The sequence below is a fragment of the Clostridia bacterium genome (assembly GCA_035561135.1).
Lineage (GTDB): Bacteria > Acidobacteriota > Terriglobia > Terriglobales > Acidobacteriaceae > DATMYA01.
This window is the reverse complement of the sequence record DATMYA010000018.1, coordinates 103,781-120,190: the sequence shown is the minus strand read 5'-3', so window position 1 is coordinate 120,190 and position 16,410 is coordinate 103,781. Positions and strand designations below refer to the sequence as shown.

Sequence of the window (16,410 nt, the reverse complement as noted above, 5' to 3'; positions counted from 1 at the left end):
ACGAAGTTAGGTACTTCCGCCACAGCACTCGTAGTGGAGTGGCTGACGTAGTTGAGTAGCCTAGAGACCTGCATCTGCTAGCTGCAAGAAAGTTCGAGGGTTGAAGCTCGTTTTGCGAAAAGAAGTGCTAGGAGAGGTGTAAGGCCAAACCTTAATCCGTAATTCCAAAACCCAGAGTGATGCGGGTTATGGGGTGCGAATGATTGAAAGTGAGTTGACACCTTAGTTCTCTTCGAATTCATCTCTGCCGGCGTGCCGCCCTGATGCAGGCACTCGCATCCAAGCTTTTCGTGCTGGCGCTCCCATGAATTCCCGTTCGCGTCTCGTGTTCCTTCTACTCGGTTTCGCGCTAATCGGTACCCTTCCGGCCGTCGCCGCGTCATCCTCCCTCGAACGCGTCTGTGGAGTTGTGCAGGATCCGAGTGGGCGCGCCGTGGCAGGTGCGAGCGTTACGCTTAGCGCTGGCGGACAGGAATCAATCGGGAGTACGGATGACAATGGACGCTTCGAGTTCGAAATCCCGACGGCCACTCGCGGCAGCTTGCGAGTGAAGGCCAACGGATTTGCGCCCGATGAAGTCCCTTGGCAGGCGGGAGCAGAAGATGTGAAGGTCGTGCTCAAGCTACGCCTGCGCGTGGAACAGGTGACCGTGACGGCTACCCGCACGGAAGTGGCAACCGAGCAGACGCCCAGTGTGGCCGTAGTCGAAGACGAAGCGCTCCGTTCCTCCGGCGCGCAGACGATCGACGACACGCTAAGGCAGGTTCCGGGCTTTTCCCTCTTTCGCCGCTCAGGTAGCCAGACATCGAACCCAACGGCGCAAGGGGTTTCATTGCGAGGAGTGGGCGCGAGCGGCGCGAGTCGCGCACTGGTCTTGCAGGACGGAATTCCGCTCAACGATCCATTCGGTGGGTGGGTCTACTGGGGACGTGTGCCGCTGGAGTCGATTGAGCGCATTGAGGTGGTTCGCGGCGGAGCGTCTGACCTCTACGGCACCGACGCACTTGGCGGCGCGGTTAACCTCATCGGCCTTCGCCCGATGGACACAAGGCTGAACATCGAGAGTTCATTCGGAACTCTGGGCACGCCACTGGGTTCTGCCGCGGGAAGCATGCGCGCTGGCAACTGGGTGGCAATGTTGAGCGGCGAGGGATTTCGCACCAATGGCTACGTGCCGGTTCCTGAGTCCGAACGCGGGGCGGTGGACACCGTCGCTAATTCCCAACATCGAACTGCACAGGCCAGAGTTGAACGTCTGTTGGGCGGAGCGGGACGCATCTTTGTCTCTGGTTCATACTTTGACGAAGATCGGCTGAATGGCAAAGTCGGCGAGCGCAACAGCGCGGTGATTCGCCAACTCGCGACGGGGGGCGACTGGGCGGGCACCAAAGCAGGCCAAGTGTCATGGCGACTCTACGGGGGCACGGAAGGTCTTCGGCAGAACTTCTTCGCAGTCGCGCCGGATCGCAACAGTGAGGCGCTGACGCGCGATCAGTCTGTCCCCGTTCAGCAGACCGGCTTCTCTGTTGAGTGGACAAAACCATGGGCTGGGCACCAGGTCGTCGCAGGAGTGGACGGGCGCTGGATAGAAGGCGAAAGCGACGAAACGCTCTACGCCGCCGGTGCTGCAACGTCCGCGCAAAGAAACGGAGGCCGCCAGAACACGATGGGTATATTCGTCGAAGGTCTCATTGGCGTAACGCCCAAGCTATCATTGACACTGGCGGCGCGGATGGATCGCTGGACGAACTCTGACGGCCGCTCATTGGCCCACGCACTGACCGCGACGGGGCAGGATAAGAACGTCGCATACGCCGATCGTGACGAAACGGCTTTCAGCCCTCGGATCTCTGCCGTGTACCGAGTGAACACCCACGTGGCGCTGAACGGAGCCGTATTCCGGGCGTTCCGTGCACCCACTCTCAACGAACTCTATCGAAGTTTCCGCGTTGGAGACGTTTTGACGCTGGCAAATGCGGAGCTGAGGGCCGAGCGCCTGACAGGAGGCGAGGTCGGCGCCGTGGAGCAAGCAAGCGAGCGGTTGACATTGCGCCAGACTTTCTTCTGGAACGAAATCAGCGGGCCCGTCGCGAACGTGACCCTGTCTGTTCTGCCGGATCTGATCACCCGGCAACGCCAGAACCTGGGACGCACTCGGGTTCGCGGCCTGGAGCTAGAGGGCGAATCAAAAGTATTCGGAAAACTCTACCTCGGTGGCGGATACCAGTTCGCCGACTCGTACGTTCTCCGCGCACCGGGAAATGAGGCGCTGCTCGGTAAACTCCTTCCGCAAGTGCCACGGCACGAGTTCAGCGTGCAGGCGCGGTACTCTGACTTGAGGCTGGTCACGATTGCTTTACAGGGCCGCTGGCAGGGTATGCAGTTCGACGACGATCGCAACCAGTTCCCGCTGGAGCAATTCTTCGTGCTGAATGCGTTTGTCTCACGCGCCATGGGCGACAGAGCAGAAGTGTTTGTAGCGGCCGAGAATCTTCTGAACAACCGGTACACAATCGGACGCACGCCAGTGCGGACAATCGCAGCTCCGGTGATGGCGCGCGTGGGACTAAGGCTCAAGTTTGGCCGGAAATAACTCTGGGCAGCGAGCCGCCCAACGATAGTACGGCAGTTCACTTGTTGGGCAGGCGCTGGGAATTCCAAACGCCTGACGCCCTGAGTTGTAGGGCCATTATCCAGTGGTGCCGTGATTGCTCAATCCATCGCACTATGCGACCCCTTCGAACCCTATGCCTGACCTCGCTCGCTACAGCAGTGCTTTTCCTGGGAAATTTTGCAACAGCTCAGTGCACCCTGAGTACAGTCTCGCCGTCTGTAACGATTTGCACGCCAGCCAATAACGCCAACGTGACGTCACCCGTACACGTGGTGGCCGGCACCACTTCCAGCACCACAGTGAAGTACGTGCAGATCTATGTGGACGGCGTAAAGAAATTTCAGGTGTCTGCGAGCAAACTGGATACTTTTGTCTCGATGCCGTCCGGCACACGTCGGCTGACAGTGCAGGCAGCGAATAGCTCGACGACGTTTAAATCCACAATCTTTGTGAATGTGGGCAGTGGGACCTCAACGGGCAGCTTTACAGTGAGACCGCGCAATGTGGCGCTGACTTTCACTCAGAAGCAGCAATTCACGACTGGAACGTCCGTCACCTGGGCCGTAGACGGCATCGCCGGTGGGAATGCGACGGTAGGAACCATATCGTCCACAGGTCTCTACACGCCGCCCCACGTGCAGGGTAGGCACACCGTTACTGCACGAAGCACCAGCGACAGCACAAGGACCGGTTCGGCGAACGCTTACGTCACGAACTATCCGGGCGTTTTCACGTCGCACAATGACAAGATGCGAACCGGGCAAAACCTGGGCGAGATCGCACTGTCGCCCTCGAACGTGAAAACATCGACCTTCGGCAAACTGGGTTCGTATGCGGTGGACGGATTTGTGTACGCGCAGCCTCTCTACGTTGCAAATGTCGCAATTCCAAACAGGGGCTTTCGCAACATAGTGTATGTAGCTACGCTGCACGACAGCGTTTACGCCTTCGATGCGGACAGGCGGAGTACGACTCCGCTCTGGAAACGCAGCTTTATCAATCCCGGCGCGGGGATCACGACGATCCCATTTCGCGATTTCGATACAAGCTGCTGTGGAATCCTGGAAACCGGGATCGTGGGCACACCTGTCATCGATAGAGCCAGCAGTACGCTCTACGTTGTCGTGGCGACAAAAGAGAACGGCACCTATCATCAACGGCTGCACGCATTGAGCTTGACCACAGGCGCTGAGAAACTGGGCGGCCCAGTCGAAATTCGCGCCACTGTTCCGGGAAGGGGCGTGGGAAGCAGCGGCGGGAACCTGACGTTCAGCCCATTGCGGCATTTGAATCGTCCGGGGCTGCTGTTGCACAACGGCAACGTATACATCGCGTTCGGATCGCACGGAGACAAGCAGCCGTACCACGGATGGATCATGGCCTACAGCGCGAGCACGCTTTTGCAGATTGGCGTGATCTGCATTACTCCCAACGGCGAGGGCGGAGCGATATGGCAAAGCGGCGGCGGGCTATCGGCGGACGCAGCCGGATTCGTGTACACCGCGAGCGGTGACGGAACGTTTACAGCAAACGCTTCCGGACGCGACTACGGCGACAGCATTCTCAAACTCAATCCGAACGCGCTTTCTGTGGCGGATTTCTTTACGCCTGACAACCAGTCCACCCTGAACGTGAATGACCAGGATCTGGGCTCGACCGGCGTGCTGGTGTTGCCGAACCAGAGTGGCGCGCATACGCACCTGGCGCTGGCGGGGAGCAAACGTGGCGGCGCATATCTGGTCGACCGCGACAACATGGGGCGTTTCAATTCGTCCACCAATGACGTCGTTCAGTTCTTTACTGCCGCCGGGAAGCTCTTCAGCACACCAGCCTACTGGTTTGGCACGTTGTATTTTGTCGGGATTAGCAAGCCTTTGCAGGCTCACCGGATCAGCAACGGCCTGATCAACACGACGGCGGCATCGAAGTCGAGCAAGACGTTCGAGTACCCGGGAGCAACGCCGTCCATCTCATCCAAGGGCAGCACGAATGGAATTGTGTGGCTCTACGAGCGCAACACGACGCTGAACAGAGCCGTCCTACACGCTTACAGCGCCTCCAATGTTTCGCAGCTGCTTTATAACAGTAGGCAAAACAGTACGCGCGATCTTGCGGCGAGCGCGCCTGTGCGCTTCGCGGTGCCGACAATCGCGAACGGAAAAGTGTTCATCGGCACACAGAGTCAGTTGGTGATCTACGGGCTACTGCCGTAAGAGGTTGCCTCAGGGTCGCCGGAAAACATCAAGTAAAATTTCGGCTGCGCGGGCGGATGTGAGACGACCAGCTGCAACCTCCGTTTCCAGCTCTGGAAGCTTTTTCGCGATGCGTGGGTCCGCTCGGAAGTGATCCAGCAAGCCCTGCTCGATTGTCTCCTGCATCCAGTTGCGGACCTGCGTGCGACGGCGGATCTCGAAGTAGCCGTTCGCGCGAGTTGTGCGCTGATGCTCGAGGACCGTATCCCAAATTTCGGCTATACCTGATCCGCTCAGCGCCGAGCAGGTGACAACCTTTGGCGTCCAGCCGCTGGGTTGCGCTGCGAACAAGTGCAGCGCAGTTTCGTATTCACAGCGTGCGAGCCGGGCGCGTGCAGTGTTTTCGCCATCTGCCTTGTTGATGGCGATGAGATCGCTCATCTCCATGATGCCACGCTTGATTCCCTGTAGCTCGTCTCCTGCGCCGGCCAGCATGAGCAGGAGAAAGAAGTCAACCATGTCGTTGACCGCAGTCTCCGATTGACCTACGCCAACGGTCTCGATGAAGACGGTACGAAAACCAGCGGCTTCGCAGAGCAGCATGGTTTCGCGGGTTCGGCGCGCGACTCCACCGAGAGAACCGGCGGAGGGGGAAGGCCGTATGAATGCACTATCGCTGGAGGCAAGGCGCTCCATGCGCGTCTTGTCGCCCAAGATGCTGCCGCGAGAGAGTTGGCTGCTGGGATCAATGGCGAGCACGGCCACTCTTTCGCCTCGGCCGATCAACTCCATCCCAAGCGCTTCGATGAATGTGCTCTTGCCGGCGCCGGGGACACCGGTGATGCCGACGCGAATGGAGCGTCCGGTGTGTGGCAGGCAAAGTTGCAGGAGGTCTTGCGCGAGTTGGTGATCTTGCGGGCGACTGCTTTCAACGAGCGTGATGGCGCGGCCGAGCACAGCGCGGTCGCCTCGCAGGATACCCTCGAGGTATTCCGGGGCGCTGAGCCTGCGTGCGCGCTTGATGTTCTTCACGCTGAGCGACGAGGGCTGTTCAACGCCAGGTTGCACGATGAGAAAGTCGCCGTCGCCGCTCACGATGCGCTCCTTACGCGTGCTCCGCTGCGGCATGGTGCGCCAGCACAGAAATTATCTGCTGCGCCGCCAGCGGAATCACCGTGCCCGGACCGAAGACTCCGGCCGCGCCGCTCTCGTACAGGAAGTCATAATCCTGCGCCGGGATGACGCCACCAACGATGACAATGATGTCCTCCCGCCCAAGCTTCTTCAGTTCTTCCACGACTTGCGGGACAAGCGTTTTGTGTCCGCCGGCGAGAGTGGAAACGCCGAGCACGTGCACATCGTTCTCCGTGGCGTGGCGCGCGACTTCGGCAGGAGTCTGGAAGAGCGGGCCTATGTCAACGTCGAAGCCGAGATCGGCAAAGGCCGTCGAGATAACCTTGGCTCCGCGATCGTGCCCGTCCTGCCCCATTTTGGCGACGAGGATGCGGGGACGACGGCCTTCCGCCTCAGCGAACTCATCGGCCATTTTGCGAGCTTTCTGGAAGTTTTCGTCAGACATGCTTTCGGCTGCGTAGACGCCGCTGATTGAGCGTACTACGGCCTGGTAGCGTCCGTATACGGTTTCGAGCGCGGAGGAAATTTCGCCCAGGGTCGCACGCTTGCGTGCGGCATCGACGGCGAGGGCGAGTAGATTTCCCTCTCCGGTCTTCGCGGACTCGGTAAGTGCCTTCAGTGCGGCTTCGACTTCTGCGCTGCTGCGTCCGGCCTTCAAGTTCGCCAATCCGCTCAACTGCGCTTCGCGTACGGCGGCGTTATTGACTTCGAGCACGTCTAGCGGAGCTTCCTTTTCGAGTACGAACGCGTTTACGCCAACGATGACGTCCGAGCCGGAATCGATGCGCGCCTGCTTGCGCGCAGCCGCTTCTTCGATGCGCATCTTCGGCAAGCCGGCTTCGATAGCCTTAACCATGCCGCCCACTTGCTCGACTTCCTGAATGAGTCCCCACGCGCGGTGCATGAGTTCGTGCGTGAGGTGTTCGACGTAGTAGGAACCGGCCCAGGGATCGACGGCACGGGTGATGTCGGTTTCTTCCTGGAGGTATATCTGTGTGTTTCGCGCAATGCGCGCGGAGAAGTCCGTGGGCAGCGCGATTGCTTCATCAAGCGCGTTCGTGTGCAGCGACTGTGTGTGACCAAGCGCGGCAGCCAACGCCTCGGTGCAGGTCCGAATGATGTTGTTGAACGGATCCTGCGCGGTGAGGCTCCAGCCGGAAGTTTGCGAATGTGTGCGCAGGGCGAGCGATTTCGGGTTCTTGGGATTGAACTGCTTCACGAGCTTGGCCCAGAGCACGCGTGCGGCGCGCATCTTCGCGATCTCCATGAAGTGATTCATGCCGATGTCCCAGAAGAACGAAATGCGCGGCGCGAAGCTGTCAACATCCAGTCCGGCGCGAATGCCGGTCCGCAGATATTCAAGACCATCGGCAAGCGTGTAGGCCAACTCGATATCGGCTGTGGCCCCGGCTTCCTGCATGTGATAGCCGCTTACGCTGATGAAGTTGAACTTGGGCATGCGCTCGGAGCAGAAACGGAAGATGTCGCCGATGATGCGCATGGAAGGCGTGGGCGGATAGATGTACGTGTTGCGGACCATGAACTCTTTAAGAATGTCGTTCTGTATGGTTCCGCTGAGCTTCTCGGCCGGGACTCCCTGCTCTTCCGCTGCGACGATGTAGAACGCCATGATGGGCAACACCGCACCGTTCATGGTCATGGACACCGACATCTGGTCGAGTGGGATCTGGTCGAACAATACCTTCATGTCGAGCACCGAGTCGATCGCGACACCGGCCTTGCCTACGTCGCCCACAACGCGCTCGTGATCGGAATCGTATCCGCGATGCGTCGCGAGATCGAACGCCACGGAAAGACCTTTCTGACCCGCGGCAAGATTGCGCCGATAGAACGCGTTGGACTCTTCGGCCGTGGAGTAACCAGCGTACTGGCGGACAGTCCACGGCTGAAGCGCATACATCATGGAGTAAGGGCCGCGTAGAAACGGCGCGACTCCCGCGGCATAGTCGAGGTGCTCCATCTTCTCGAGCGCCTCTCGCGTGAAGTAGGCGGGTACGTCAATGTGTTCAGGCGTCGTCCATGGCTCGGAGGCGCGCCTTGATGCCGGGCTGCCGGTTTGCGATGGGCACTCGTAATCGATGTGACTGAAATCTGGCCGCATGACTTTACTCTCCAACTCCCAGCTTGCGCTGCCATGCGCTGAGAACCTCCAGCGCATTGCTGCGAACGTGTATGAAGTCGACCACGCCATCGGCGCGCAATTGCTCGATGGCCTCACTGGGATAACCGGCTATGAGAACCGGAACCGGCTTCTCTGCGTTCTTAACCTGTTCACAGATTGGTTTTGCGATCTGCAAGTATTCTGCGTCCGAGCTGCACAGGACGATCGTGTCCGCATGCGCGTCTATAGCGGCGCGCACGGAGGCGTCCAGCGTTTCGCCCGTGCCGGTCACAACGTTGAAGCCGCCGCAGCCGAAGAAGTTTGCGGCGAAGCCCGAGCGGGCCTTGCGCATCTTGAGATCGCCGAACTCGAGCAGATAAACGCATGGAACGCGTCCACCAGCGGCCGTGTAGCGCTCCATCCCCAGGCGCAACGATTCATATGGCTGGGCAGCGCGGTACGGTTGCAGGGCTTCGACTTCAACGACGAAGGGCGCTGCAGAGACAAAGTCGCCGACGACGAGCCCTTGCGCAAACTGCTTCATCGCTTTCGCGGATTCCGTGTCGACAGCGATTCCCGTGCGCTTCAACGGCGTTACGTTCTCGCCTGGCTTGTTGGCTGCGAGTGCGCTCTCTCCAGAATTCGGATAATGATTGGTCCCCAGAAGCGTGCGGCGACGCGACGCAACAGCGTCATTCTTGACCTTGCGTGATGCCCGCACCTGCTGCTGTATGAGACCGCCTTGAATTGCCTTGACCACTCCACCCGCGGCTTCGATCTTTTGGAACAGTGTCCAAGCTGCGCGAGCAATGGAGTCGGTCAGAGTTTCGATGTAGTAGGAGCCGGCTGCGGCGTCGACACAGCGCCCCAGAGATGCTTCGCGCTTGAGGATCGTTTGCGTGTTGCGCGAGAGGCGTCGCGACAGGTCTGTGCCAGGCCCGGAAGGCCGATCAAACGGCACAACCGTTACTGCTTCCGAACCGCCAACGGCGGCAGACATGGCTTCGGTGGTGGCGCGGAGCACATTGACGTGCGGATCGTAAATCGTGGCGCTCCACTCTGAAGTGCGGGTGTGCACGACCGGCTTGAGCGCTTCCTTCGTAGACGGCTTGAATTCAGCAATCGCGCGCGCCCACAGCAAACGGAATGCGCGCAGCTTGGCAATCTCGAAGAAGTAGCTCGTACCCGCAGTGAGCGAGAAGCCGAGAGATGAAGCCGCGTCATCCACAGAGAGACCGCGCGCGCTAAGCTCGGCGAGGTATTCCACCCCTGTCCCGAGAGCGAAGGCGACTTCCTGCACGACGGTGCCACCGCACTCGCGATAGTCGCCGGCTCGGACGGTCAACGGACGGAAGGCCTGCGCCCGGGTGCGGCACAGACGAACGACATCCGCTACTTCGTCGAACATGCGCTTGCGATCCTGTGACGATCCACCGGCTAAAACAAGATCCGTGATCGGATCGTAGTCAACGCTGCCCTGCAAGCGCGGTAAGTCTCCGCGCATTTCAACTGCTTCCAGTAGCAGCAGGAGCATGGGGAGCGCGAGCCGGCCGGAGCGGAAATGGAGCGGAACGCGTTCGAGAGAAATTTCGTCCAGCAACTGCTTCATATCTTGAAGCGTCTGGACAGAGACTCCGCGCAGTCCTCCGACGCATGGCTCTGCAGCAAAGCAGACCTCGTCGGCGCCACCGCGCAGGGCTTCACGCGCGTATTGATTGGCCTTGCGCACGTCAAGTTCATCGATCTCCTGCCGAACGGCCCAACCGGGGGTGGAGCGAGTGCCGCGTACGAATGGAAAATCACCGGGCGCTGCCGCCAGTTGACGGTCAAGTCCATCGAGATCTTGCCTGCGATAGTAGGGCTTTACAGCGATCTGCTCGTCGGAGCGCCACACAAGCTTCTTGTCATAGTCGGCGCCCTTCAAGTCCTTGCGGATTACTTCTTCCCATTGTTCGGTTGTGACTGGTGAAAATTGCTGCAACAACTCGAGCCCATCATCCTCTTTCATTCTTAGCCTCTGGGGTCTTCGACGACTTCGATAAGGAATCCGAAGGGAACATCTGCGCGCGATTTCGGGTGAACGAAGAATACAGTTGTGCCCCGGGATCCAGGACGCGGCGCTTTGTCGATGAGATTGAATCCCTCGCTCTTCATGTAATCGAACGCGGCCTGCGCGCTGCGCACGCGGAAGGCAATGTGCGCGAATCCGCCGCGGCCACCGTTCTTGTCGAGCAGCTTCTGTACGGGCGATTCGGGACTGAGCGGCTCAAGCAACTGAATGAGATTGGGGCCGTCGCCGACTTGCAGAAGCGCCTCGCGGACCTGATCGCCGCCGTAGACTTCCTCGCGATGAATTTCGCGAAAGCCCAGCGCTGCATAAGCCTTCACCTGGGGGTCAAGCTCGCCATGCTTCACGGCTATTGCCAGGTGGTCGAAGAACAAAATGCCTGGGACCTTCAATAGGTCTTCATTGAACGACGTAGCAGGTACATTCATCTGAAATCCTCTGTTGCCAGTAAGCCTATTCGAACTCGACCAGCACCTGGTTAACTTGAACGCCATCTCCGGGCTGCACGTTGATGGTCTTGATTTTTCCACCGACCGGAGCAGTCACATTGGTTTCCATCTTCATTGCTTCGAGTACCAACAGCAAATCGTTGGGCTGAAGTTGCTGGCCGATCTGCGCATTAAGGCGAATCACGATGCCCGCGATCGGACTGCGGCACACCTTGTCTTCATCAACGTTGGCGTCCGAGGGTGCTGCTTTGGGTGCTGCCGCGGCGGGTGCCGCTGACGGCACAAACGTTGGGGCCGGCGCATAGGATGGACGGTAACTGGCATACGAATGCCCCGCCGACTCCTCCTCGGGCATCTCGATGTCAACTTCGTAGGTCTTGCCTTCAATTCCGATTTGTAGCTTCAAGCAGAACTCCTCGTTGGAACTTGTGCATAGCCTGGCGAATCAGTGCGACAGGCTGAGATTGTGCGAAGCCTGCACGTAAACGCGTCCTTGCTGCGCCCACGCGCTAGTGCCTGCGGGCTGAATGAGCTTGGCCTGACGCACGCGAACACGCTTGCCCAGGAAAGCGGCAACAGCTGCGGCGATCACCACCAGCGTCTCTTCGGTAACTTCGTTCGTTCCGGCCGTGTTGTTTCCGGCCGGCTGCGATGACGCGGCCGGGGTTTCGGACTTCGCAACCGGCACGGTGGCAGCCGGAGGCTCCACCGCTATCGCCTGTTGCGGAGCGGCCACGGGCGCAGACTCCTGCGCCCGTGCGGATTGCGCTCCCAGCGCGCTCCTGCGCTCGAACTCGCGCAGCATCATGCTGCGGGTGCCGTAATATGTGACGATCCACCCGATGACAACGAGCAGCAGCAAGAACGGCTCGAAGCCGACGATCTGGGTTGTTACAGCTTCCATCAATAGCAATGTCATATGCGCCTCGCGGTCCCCTTCGGTTTAGAGCGGAATGAGACCGTGCTTCTTCGGCGGACGCAGTTCGCGTTTCGCGTGCAGGGCCTCAATCGCCAGGCAGAGATAGCGCCGGGTTGCAGAAGGCTCGATGATGTCGTCAACGAGACGGCGTCCAGCGGAGACGTATGGATTTGCGAAGGTGTCGCGATACAAATCGATCAGCTCCTTACGCTTCGCATTCTTGTCGTCGGCTGCTTCGATCTCGCGGCGGAAAACGATCCCTGCCGCACCTTCAGCACCCATGACCGCGATCTCCGCCGTCGGCCATCCAACCACTCTGTCCGCGCCGAGGTCCTTGCCACACATGGCGAGATAAGCCCCGCCGTAAGCTTTGCGTAGCACGACCGTGATTTTTGGAACCGTGGTGGCCGAGTAGGCGAAGAGCATCTTCGCGCCGTGGCGAATAATGCCACCGTATTCCTGCTGAACGCCGGGCAGGAAGCCGGGCACATCGACAAAGGTGATGAGCGGGATGTTGAACGCGTTGCAGAAGCGGATAAAGCGCGACGCTTTGTCGCTGGCGTTGATATCGAGCGCTCCGGCGAGATAGTTCGGCTGGTTGGCAACGATACCAACCGAGCGGCCCTGAATGCGTCCGAAACCGATAACGATGTTAGGCGCGAAGCCGGGCTGAATTTCCAGGAAGTCGTGGAAGTCGAGCACCCGGGCGACAACGTTGCGAACGTCGTAGCCGACCTTCGTTTCCGCGGGAACGAGGTGGTTCATCTCCGGATCGTCATCCGGCGTATTCTCGTACGGCAACCGCGGCGGATCTTCCAGGTTGTTCGAAGGCAGGAAGCTGAGAAGCCGCTTGCAGGTGTAGAGCGCTTCTTCATCGTTCTCGGCGATGAAGTGGACGACGCCGGAGTTGTTCATTTGCGCAACGGGTCCGCCGAGGTCTTCAGCCGTAACGACCTCGCCGGTCACCTGCTTGATGACCGAGGGGCCGGTAATGAACATCTGTGCCGCCTTGGTCTGAATGATGAAGTCGGTAAGCGCGGGACTGTATGCGGCACCGCCGGCGCAGGGTCCGCAAATCAGCGAGATCTGCGGCACGGTTCCGCTGAGCATAACGTTGTTGTAGAAGACGCGGCCGTAACCGGAGAGGCTGTCGATGCCCTCCTGCACGCGCGCTCCACCGGAGTCATTGACGAAGATGAACGGGGACCCGGTCTTGAGCGAGCAGTGCATCATCTCGCTGATCTTGTCGCTATGGACTTCACCTGCAGCTCCGCCAGCGACCGTGAAGTCCTGGCTGGCGAGGTGAACGAGACGGCCGTCGATGGTGGCGCAACCGGTGACCACACCTTCAGAAGGCATGGGCTTATCGGCCATTCCAAAAAGAGTGCAGCGATGCTCGGCGAAGAGGCCGATTTCCTGGAAACTTCCAGGATCGGTTAGCTTCTCTACGCGCTCACGCGCTGTGAGTTTTCCACCCTTGTGCTGTTTCTCGATTTTGTCGAGACCGCCTCCGAGCTGGACTTCGGCGCGCTTGGCGCGCAGTTGCTCGATCTTTTCATCGATGGTTTTTGCGATCTTCGGTTGTTCTAGCGTTGGTGTTGCCATTACGAAACTCCTGTCGTGCAGCGAATCAGGCAAGCTGACTCAGCGTTTGTGCGCCGCTCGGATAGCTCTTCGGCGCCTTGGACTACTTTGCCGGAGCCACGGACACCTTGTGCGACTTGCCATTGAGCGTGACGACGTAGTTAGCTGCGTTTTCCTGTTGCGCCGGTGAGGGCGTTGTGCCGCCGGCGGCGGGCTTGGCAGCCGCGGGTGCCGGAGTAGCCGCCTTCGGCGGTAGCTTCGACAGGTTCTTCGGACCCTCGTGACGCGAGGCAAAGAACTTGGGCGCGACTTGAGGAAACATCGCAGCGGTAAGAACGTCTTCATCACTGCCGTTGCAGCCCTTCAGCGCAAGCGCGTCGGAGCGCAGATGCTCCCACTCCGGCTTAAGCAGGTCAGCGGGACGGCAGGTGATCGCTTCCTTTTTGGCATGTTCGCAGGCGCGCTTGAGAACATCGGGATCCTTCTCGCCGAGGGTGCTGCCGTAATAGCCCAGCATGAGATCGGCAAATTCTCCGGTCAGTACTTTGTAGTCGCCCATGATCACGTTGAACACAGCCTGCGTGCCGACGATCTGGCTGGAGGGCGTAACCAGCGGAGGGTAGCCACTGGCCTTGCGAACGTTAGGGACTTCGGCAAGTACCTGTCCGAGCTTGTCACCTGCGCCCTGCCCCTTTAGCTGGCTCTCCATGTTGGAGATCATGCCACCGGGAATCTGGCTCTTGAATATTTCCGTGTCAACGCCGGTGATGTCGCTGAGGAATTCCTTGTAGCGCGGTCGCACCTTGGCGAAGTACCTGTTCACGTTAAGGATGCGAGCTTTGTCGAGACGCGTCTCCATCCCCGTGCCCTCTAGCATTTCAATGAAGCTCTCGGTGGGATTGTGGCCCGGCCCAAGGCTCATGGAGCTGATGGAGGTATCGACGATATCGCATCCGGCTTCGACGGCCTTCATCAGGCTGACGAGCGTAACACCGGAAGTTGCGTGACAGTGCAGGTGGACGAGCGTCTTCGCGCCGCATCTCTGCTTGATTCCCTTCACGATGTCGTAGGCAGGCTGAGGCTTCAGCAACCCCGCCATGTCCTTGATGCAGATGGAATCGCAGCCCATGTCTACTAACTGCTGTGCCATTTCGACAAAAGCATTGATGGTATGCACGGGGCTGACGGTGTACGAGATCGTGCCCTGGGCGTGCTTCCCGGCCTTCTTTACGGCGCGTATGGATGTCTGGAGATTGCGGATATCGTTGAGTGCGTCAAAGACACGAAATACGTCCATGCCGTTTTCGGCGGCTTTGGCAACGAACCGCTCCACAACTCCGTCTTCGTAATGGCGATAGCCGAGCAGGTTCTGGCCCCGCAGCAGCATCTGCAGGCGCGTCTTCGGCAACAACTTGCGGAACATGCGGAGACGTTCCCAGGGATCTTCATTGAGGAATCGAATACAGGCGTCAAAAGTTGCGCCGCCCCAGCACTCCAGTGACCAGAACCCGGCATTGTCAAGATCCTCGCAGGCGGGGATCATGTCCTCGATCGCCATGCGCGTGGCCATTAGGCTCTGGTGGGCATCCCGGAGGATGAGATCGGTCACTTCGATTGTGCGTGCCATTGCAACCTTCCCTTCACAACTGCGAACCTTCTTACATCTCCTAAGATGCGCGAAGAGAGGACACTCGGTCTGTGAGACGAGTCACGTTCGGGGGTGATCGAAGTGCGTTTTGGCCTGTGTTTACGCTGTCACGAGCGAATGTGTCGTGAATGCGAAGCTGGGTGACGCGCCGCACAATGTCAGGTGAGCAGGACGTTCGTCACAGGAATTTGTGATGCCTCAAAAGGGGGGAGCGCGGCGTGCAGTGCGACGGCGATTCTCCGAGACGCACCCATCGTCAACGCGTGTGGTTCCTGCGAGCTAGCTCACCTGGTGCGCGCAGGCGCCGGCGAGCACGCAGCCGGGGTTCGTGCATTGGGAAAGCCTGGTACGGGCGTTGTTCGCCTCTGAGAGTTCCTGGCTCATCATCTGCACGACAACCAGGCAGAGGTCGGGACGTGTGCGCAGGAAGTCAAGCAGCCTGGGTTGCTCGATAAAACCGAAGAGCGACTGCTGAATCGCTTTTGCCGAGAAAATATACGGCTTGGAACAAAGCGTTGCGGGCAGTCCGAGCAGGGCTCCGGGACCGACGACACGGTTCGATATCTCGCGACCTCCATCGCTGAGCATCGAAAGCTGGGCAGCGCCCTCCATCAGCAGGTAGACGCCTTTTGCAGACCCGCCCTGCGCGAAGATGGTCTCTCCCTGTAATGCGATCTGCGGTGAAACAAGCGCCCGCAGGGCCGTTTCCAGCTCCGGGGTGGTGCGGAACAACGATTCGTTTACAGGTAGCTCGGTCGGGCTCTGCGGCTCATGAGTCATACAGCGCTCCAGCAAGAATTCTTTTCTAAACCTCGCTACGCACGTCATGATGTGATTGCCATCACCGTGGCAAGTGATATACCGGGAACCGCACACCTGTGTGCTCGATGAGCACAACCGGATGCATTCGGCGCACTTTGCCGCCCGTTGTATGCGCGTATTTAAACCCGCACAGCGGCCGCTTCCCTTCTGCGTAGAAGAGAAACGGTCACGCTGCGATAGTTTTTGTGGGGAGTCAGTTTACTGGAGATTGCCGGAAGCAGACTTCTTTGCTGCCGTTTTCTTCGGTGCTGCCGTGGCTGTAGCTGACCCCTCGGCATTCATTGACTTGAGATATGCGACTACGGCAGCAGCGTCGCGCTCAGAGAGGCGGAACGGCGGCATCGGCGGCGCGGCAATTCGACCGTTAAGGCTCGTGCCTGTGGAAAGGAACTTGATCGCGTCAGCTTCATTCCAGCCCGGAAGGCCAGCGATGCCGGGAGCGACCTCCACCCAACCCGGCACGGGCACGGTGGGCTTAAACATCAGCGGCGCCCCGGTGAGTTCTCGACCCTTGATGAACTCGCCGCGTTTGTTTCGCGGAGAGTGGCAATCGGCACATACTCCGACGCGTTCGACGAGATAGCGTCCGCGTTCGAGTTGACCGGAAGGTTGTGCTTTTGTTTCGTTGAGAGTTTTCTGTGCCGCCGCGCCGGTTACGCCGAGCGTAACAACCAGCACTGCCAGACTTACTTTGCGGATAACTTTCATTCGCAACCACCCCACGTGGAATTTGGGTATATTCTGCCACAAACGTCGGCGAACGTGAGTTGCTCGTAGCTGAATCTTCTCAAAAGCGCGCCTGCACACGCATACGCCATACTGACCAGCAGACCTTGGCTGCCTGCGCTCAGGATGACC

General features: G+C 59.3%; 12 protein-coding genes. 2 read left to right on the top strand and 10 right to left on the bottom strand.

The window, feature by feature from the left end:
• Positions 1-304 precede the first annotated feature (304 nt).
• Positions 305-2,593, top strand: a complete 2,289-nt coding sequence (locus tag VN622_05460; GenBank protein ID HWR35300.1) for a TonB-dependent receptor — start codon at positions 305-307, stop codon at positions 2,591-2,593.
• Between the two features lie 134 nt (positions 2,594-2,727).
• On the top strand, positions 2,728-4,827 hold the full coding sequence (locus tag VN622_05455; GenBank protein ID HWR35299.1) for an Ig-like domain-containing protein: 2,100 nt from the start codon (positions 2,728-2,730) through the stop codon (positions 4,825-4,827).
• A gap of 9 nt (positions 4,828-4,836) precedes the next feature.
• Here VN622_05455 and meaB read toward each other — a convergent pair whose 3' ends face one another.
• The 10 genes from meaB to VN622_05405 all read right to left on the bottom strand — a co-directional run bounded on the left by meaB (position 4,837) and on the right by VN622_05405 (position 16,260).
• Complete coding sequence (gene meaB / locus VN622_05450) at positions 4,837-5,934, bottom strand: methylmalonyl Co-A mutase-associated GTPase MeaB (protein HWR35298.1); 1,098 nt, start codon at positions 5,932-5,934, stop codon at positions 4,837-4,839.
• On the bottom strand, positions 5,912-8,062 hold the full coding sequence (scpA, locus tag VN622_05445) for a methylmalonyl-CoA mutase (protein ID HWR35297.1): 2,151 nt from the start codon (positions 8,060-8,062) through the stop codon (positions 5,912-5,914). Before scpA ends, meaB begins: the two co-directional genes overlap by 23 nt.
• Positions 8,063-8,066: 4 nt before the next feature.
• Complete coding sequence (locus VN622_05440) at positions 8,067-10,070, bottom strand: methylmalonyl-CoA mutase family protein (protein HWR35296.1); 2,004 nt, start codon at positions 10,068-10,070, stop codon at positions 8,067-8,069.
• A gap of 2 nt (positions 10,071-10,072) precedes the next feature.
• Positions 10,073-10,558, bottom strand: a complete 486-nt coding sequence (locus VN622_05435) for a VOC family protein (GenBank protein HWR35295.1) — start codon at positions 10,556-10,558, stop codon at positions 10,073-10,075.
• A gap of 25 nt (positions 10,559-10,583) precedes the next feature.
• A complete protein-coding gene (locus tag VN622_05430; GenBank protein HWR35294.1) occupies positions 10,584-10,985 on the bottom strand; it encodes a biotin/lipoyl-containing protein in 402 nt (133 codons plus the stop codon).
• A gap of 39 nt (positions 10,986-11,024) precedes the next feature.
• Positions 11,025-11,498, bottom strand: a complete 474-nt coding sequence (locus VN622_05425) for a hypothetical protein (GenBank protein HWR35293.1) — start codon at positions 11,496-11,498, stop codon at positions 11,025-11,027.
• Between the two features lie 24 nt (positions 11,499-11,522).
• Complete coding sequence (locus VN622_05420) at positions 11,523-13,103, bottom strand: acyl-CoA carboxylase subunit beta (protein HWR35292.1); 1,581 nt, start codon at positions 13,101-13,103, stop codon at positions 11,523-11,525.
• 82 nt (positions 13,104-13,185) lie between these two features.
• On the bottom strand, positions 13,186-14,709 hold the full coding sequence (locus tag VN622_05415) for a methylmalonyl-CoA carboxytransferase subunit 5S (GenBank protein ID HWR35291.1): 1,524 nt from the start codon (positions 14,707-14,709) through the stop codon (positions 13,186-13,188).
• 300 nt (positions 14,710-15,009) lie between these two features.
• Complete coding sequence (locus tag VN622_05410; protein HWR35290.1) at positions 15,010-15,510, bottom strand: Crp/Fnr family transcriptional regulator; 501 nt, start codon at positions 15,508-15,510, stop codon at positions 15,010-15,012.
• A gap of 240 nt (positions 15,511-15,750) precedes the next feature.
• Entirely contained in the window at positions 15,751-16,260 is a 510-nt protein-coding gene (locus tag VN622_05405; protein ID HWR35289.1) for a c-type cytochrome, read from the bottom strand.
• Positions 16,261-16,410 lie beyond the last annotated feature (150 nt).

Excerpts from the sequence above, each read along its gene's own strand:
- VN622_05460 (HWR35300.1), top strand. The coding sequence starts at position 305 with ATGAATTCCCGTTCGCGTCTCGTGTTCCTTCTACTCGGTTTCGCGCTA.
- VN622_05455 (HWR35299.1), top strand. The coding sequence starts at position 2,728 with ATGCGACCCCTTCGAACCCTATGCCTGACCTCGCTCGCTACAGCAGTG.
- meaB (HWR35298.1), bottom strand. The coding sequence starts at position 5,934 with ATGCCGCAGCGGAGCACGCGTAAGGAGCGCATCGTGAGCGGCGACGGC.
- scpA (HWR35297.1), bottom strand. The coding sequence starts at position 8,062 with ATGCGGCCAGATTTCAGTCACATCGATTACGAGTGCCCATCGCAAACC.
- VN622_05440 (HWR35296.1), bottom strand. The coding sequence starts at position 10,070 with ATGAAAGAGGATGATGGGCTCGAGTTGTTGCAGCAATTTTCACCAGTC.
- VN622_05435 (HWR35295.1), bottom strand. The coding sequence starts at position 10,558 with ATGAATGTACCTGCTACGTCGTTCAATGAAGACCTATTGAAGGTCCCA.
- VN622_05425 (HWR35293.1), bottom strand. The coding sequence starts at position 11,498 with ATGACATTGCTATTGATGGAAGCTGTAACAACCCAGATCGTCGGCTTC.
- VN622_05420 (HWR35292.1), bottom strand. The coding sequence starts at position 13,103 with ATGGCAACACCAACGCTAGAACAACCGAAGATCGCAAAAACCATCGAT.
- VN622_05415 (HWR35291.1), bottom strand. The coding sequence starts at position 14,709 with ATGGCACGCACAATCGAAGTGACCGATCTCATCCTCCGGGATGCCCAC.
- VN622_05410 (HWR35290.1), bottom strand. The coding sequence starts at position 15,510 with ATGACTCATGAGCCGCAGAGCCCGACCGAGCTACCTGTAAACGAATCG.
- VN622_05405 (HWR35289.1), bottom strand. The coding sequence starts at position 16,260 with ATGAAAGTTATCCGCAAAGTAAGTCTGGCAGTGCTGGTTGTTACGCTC.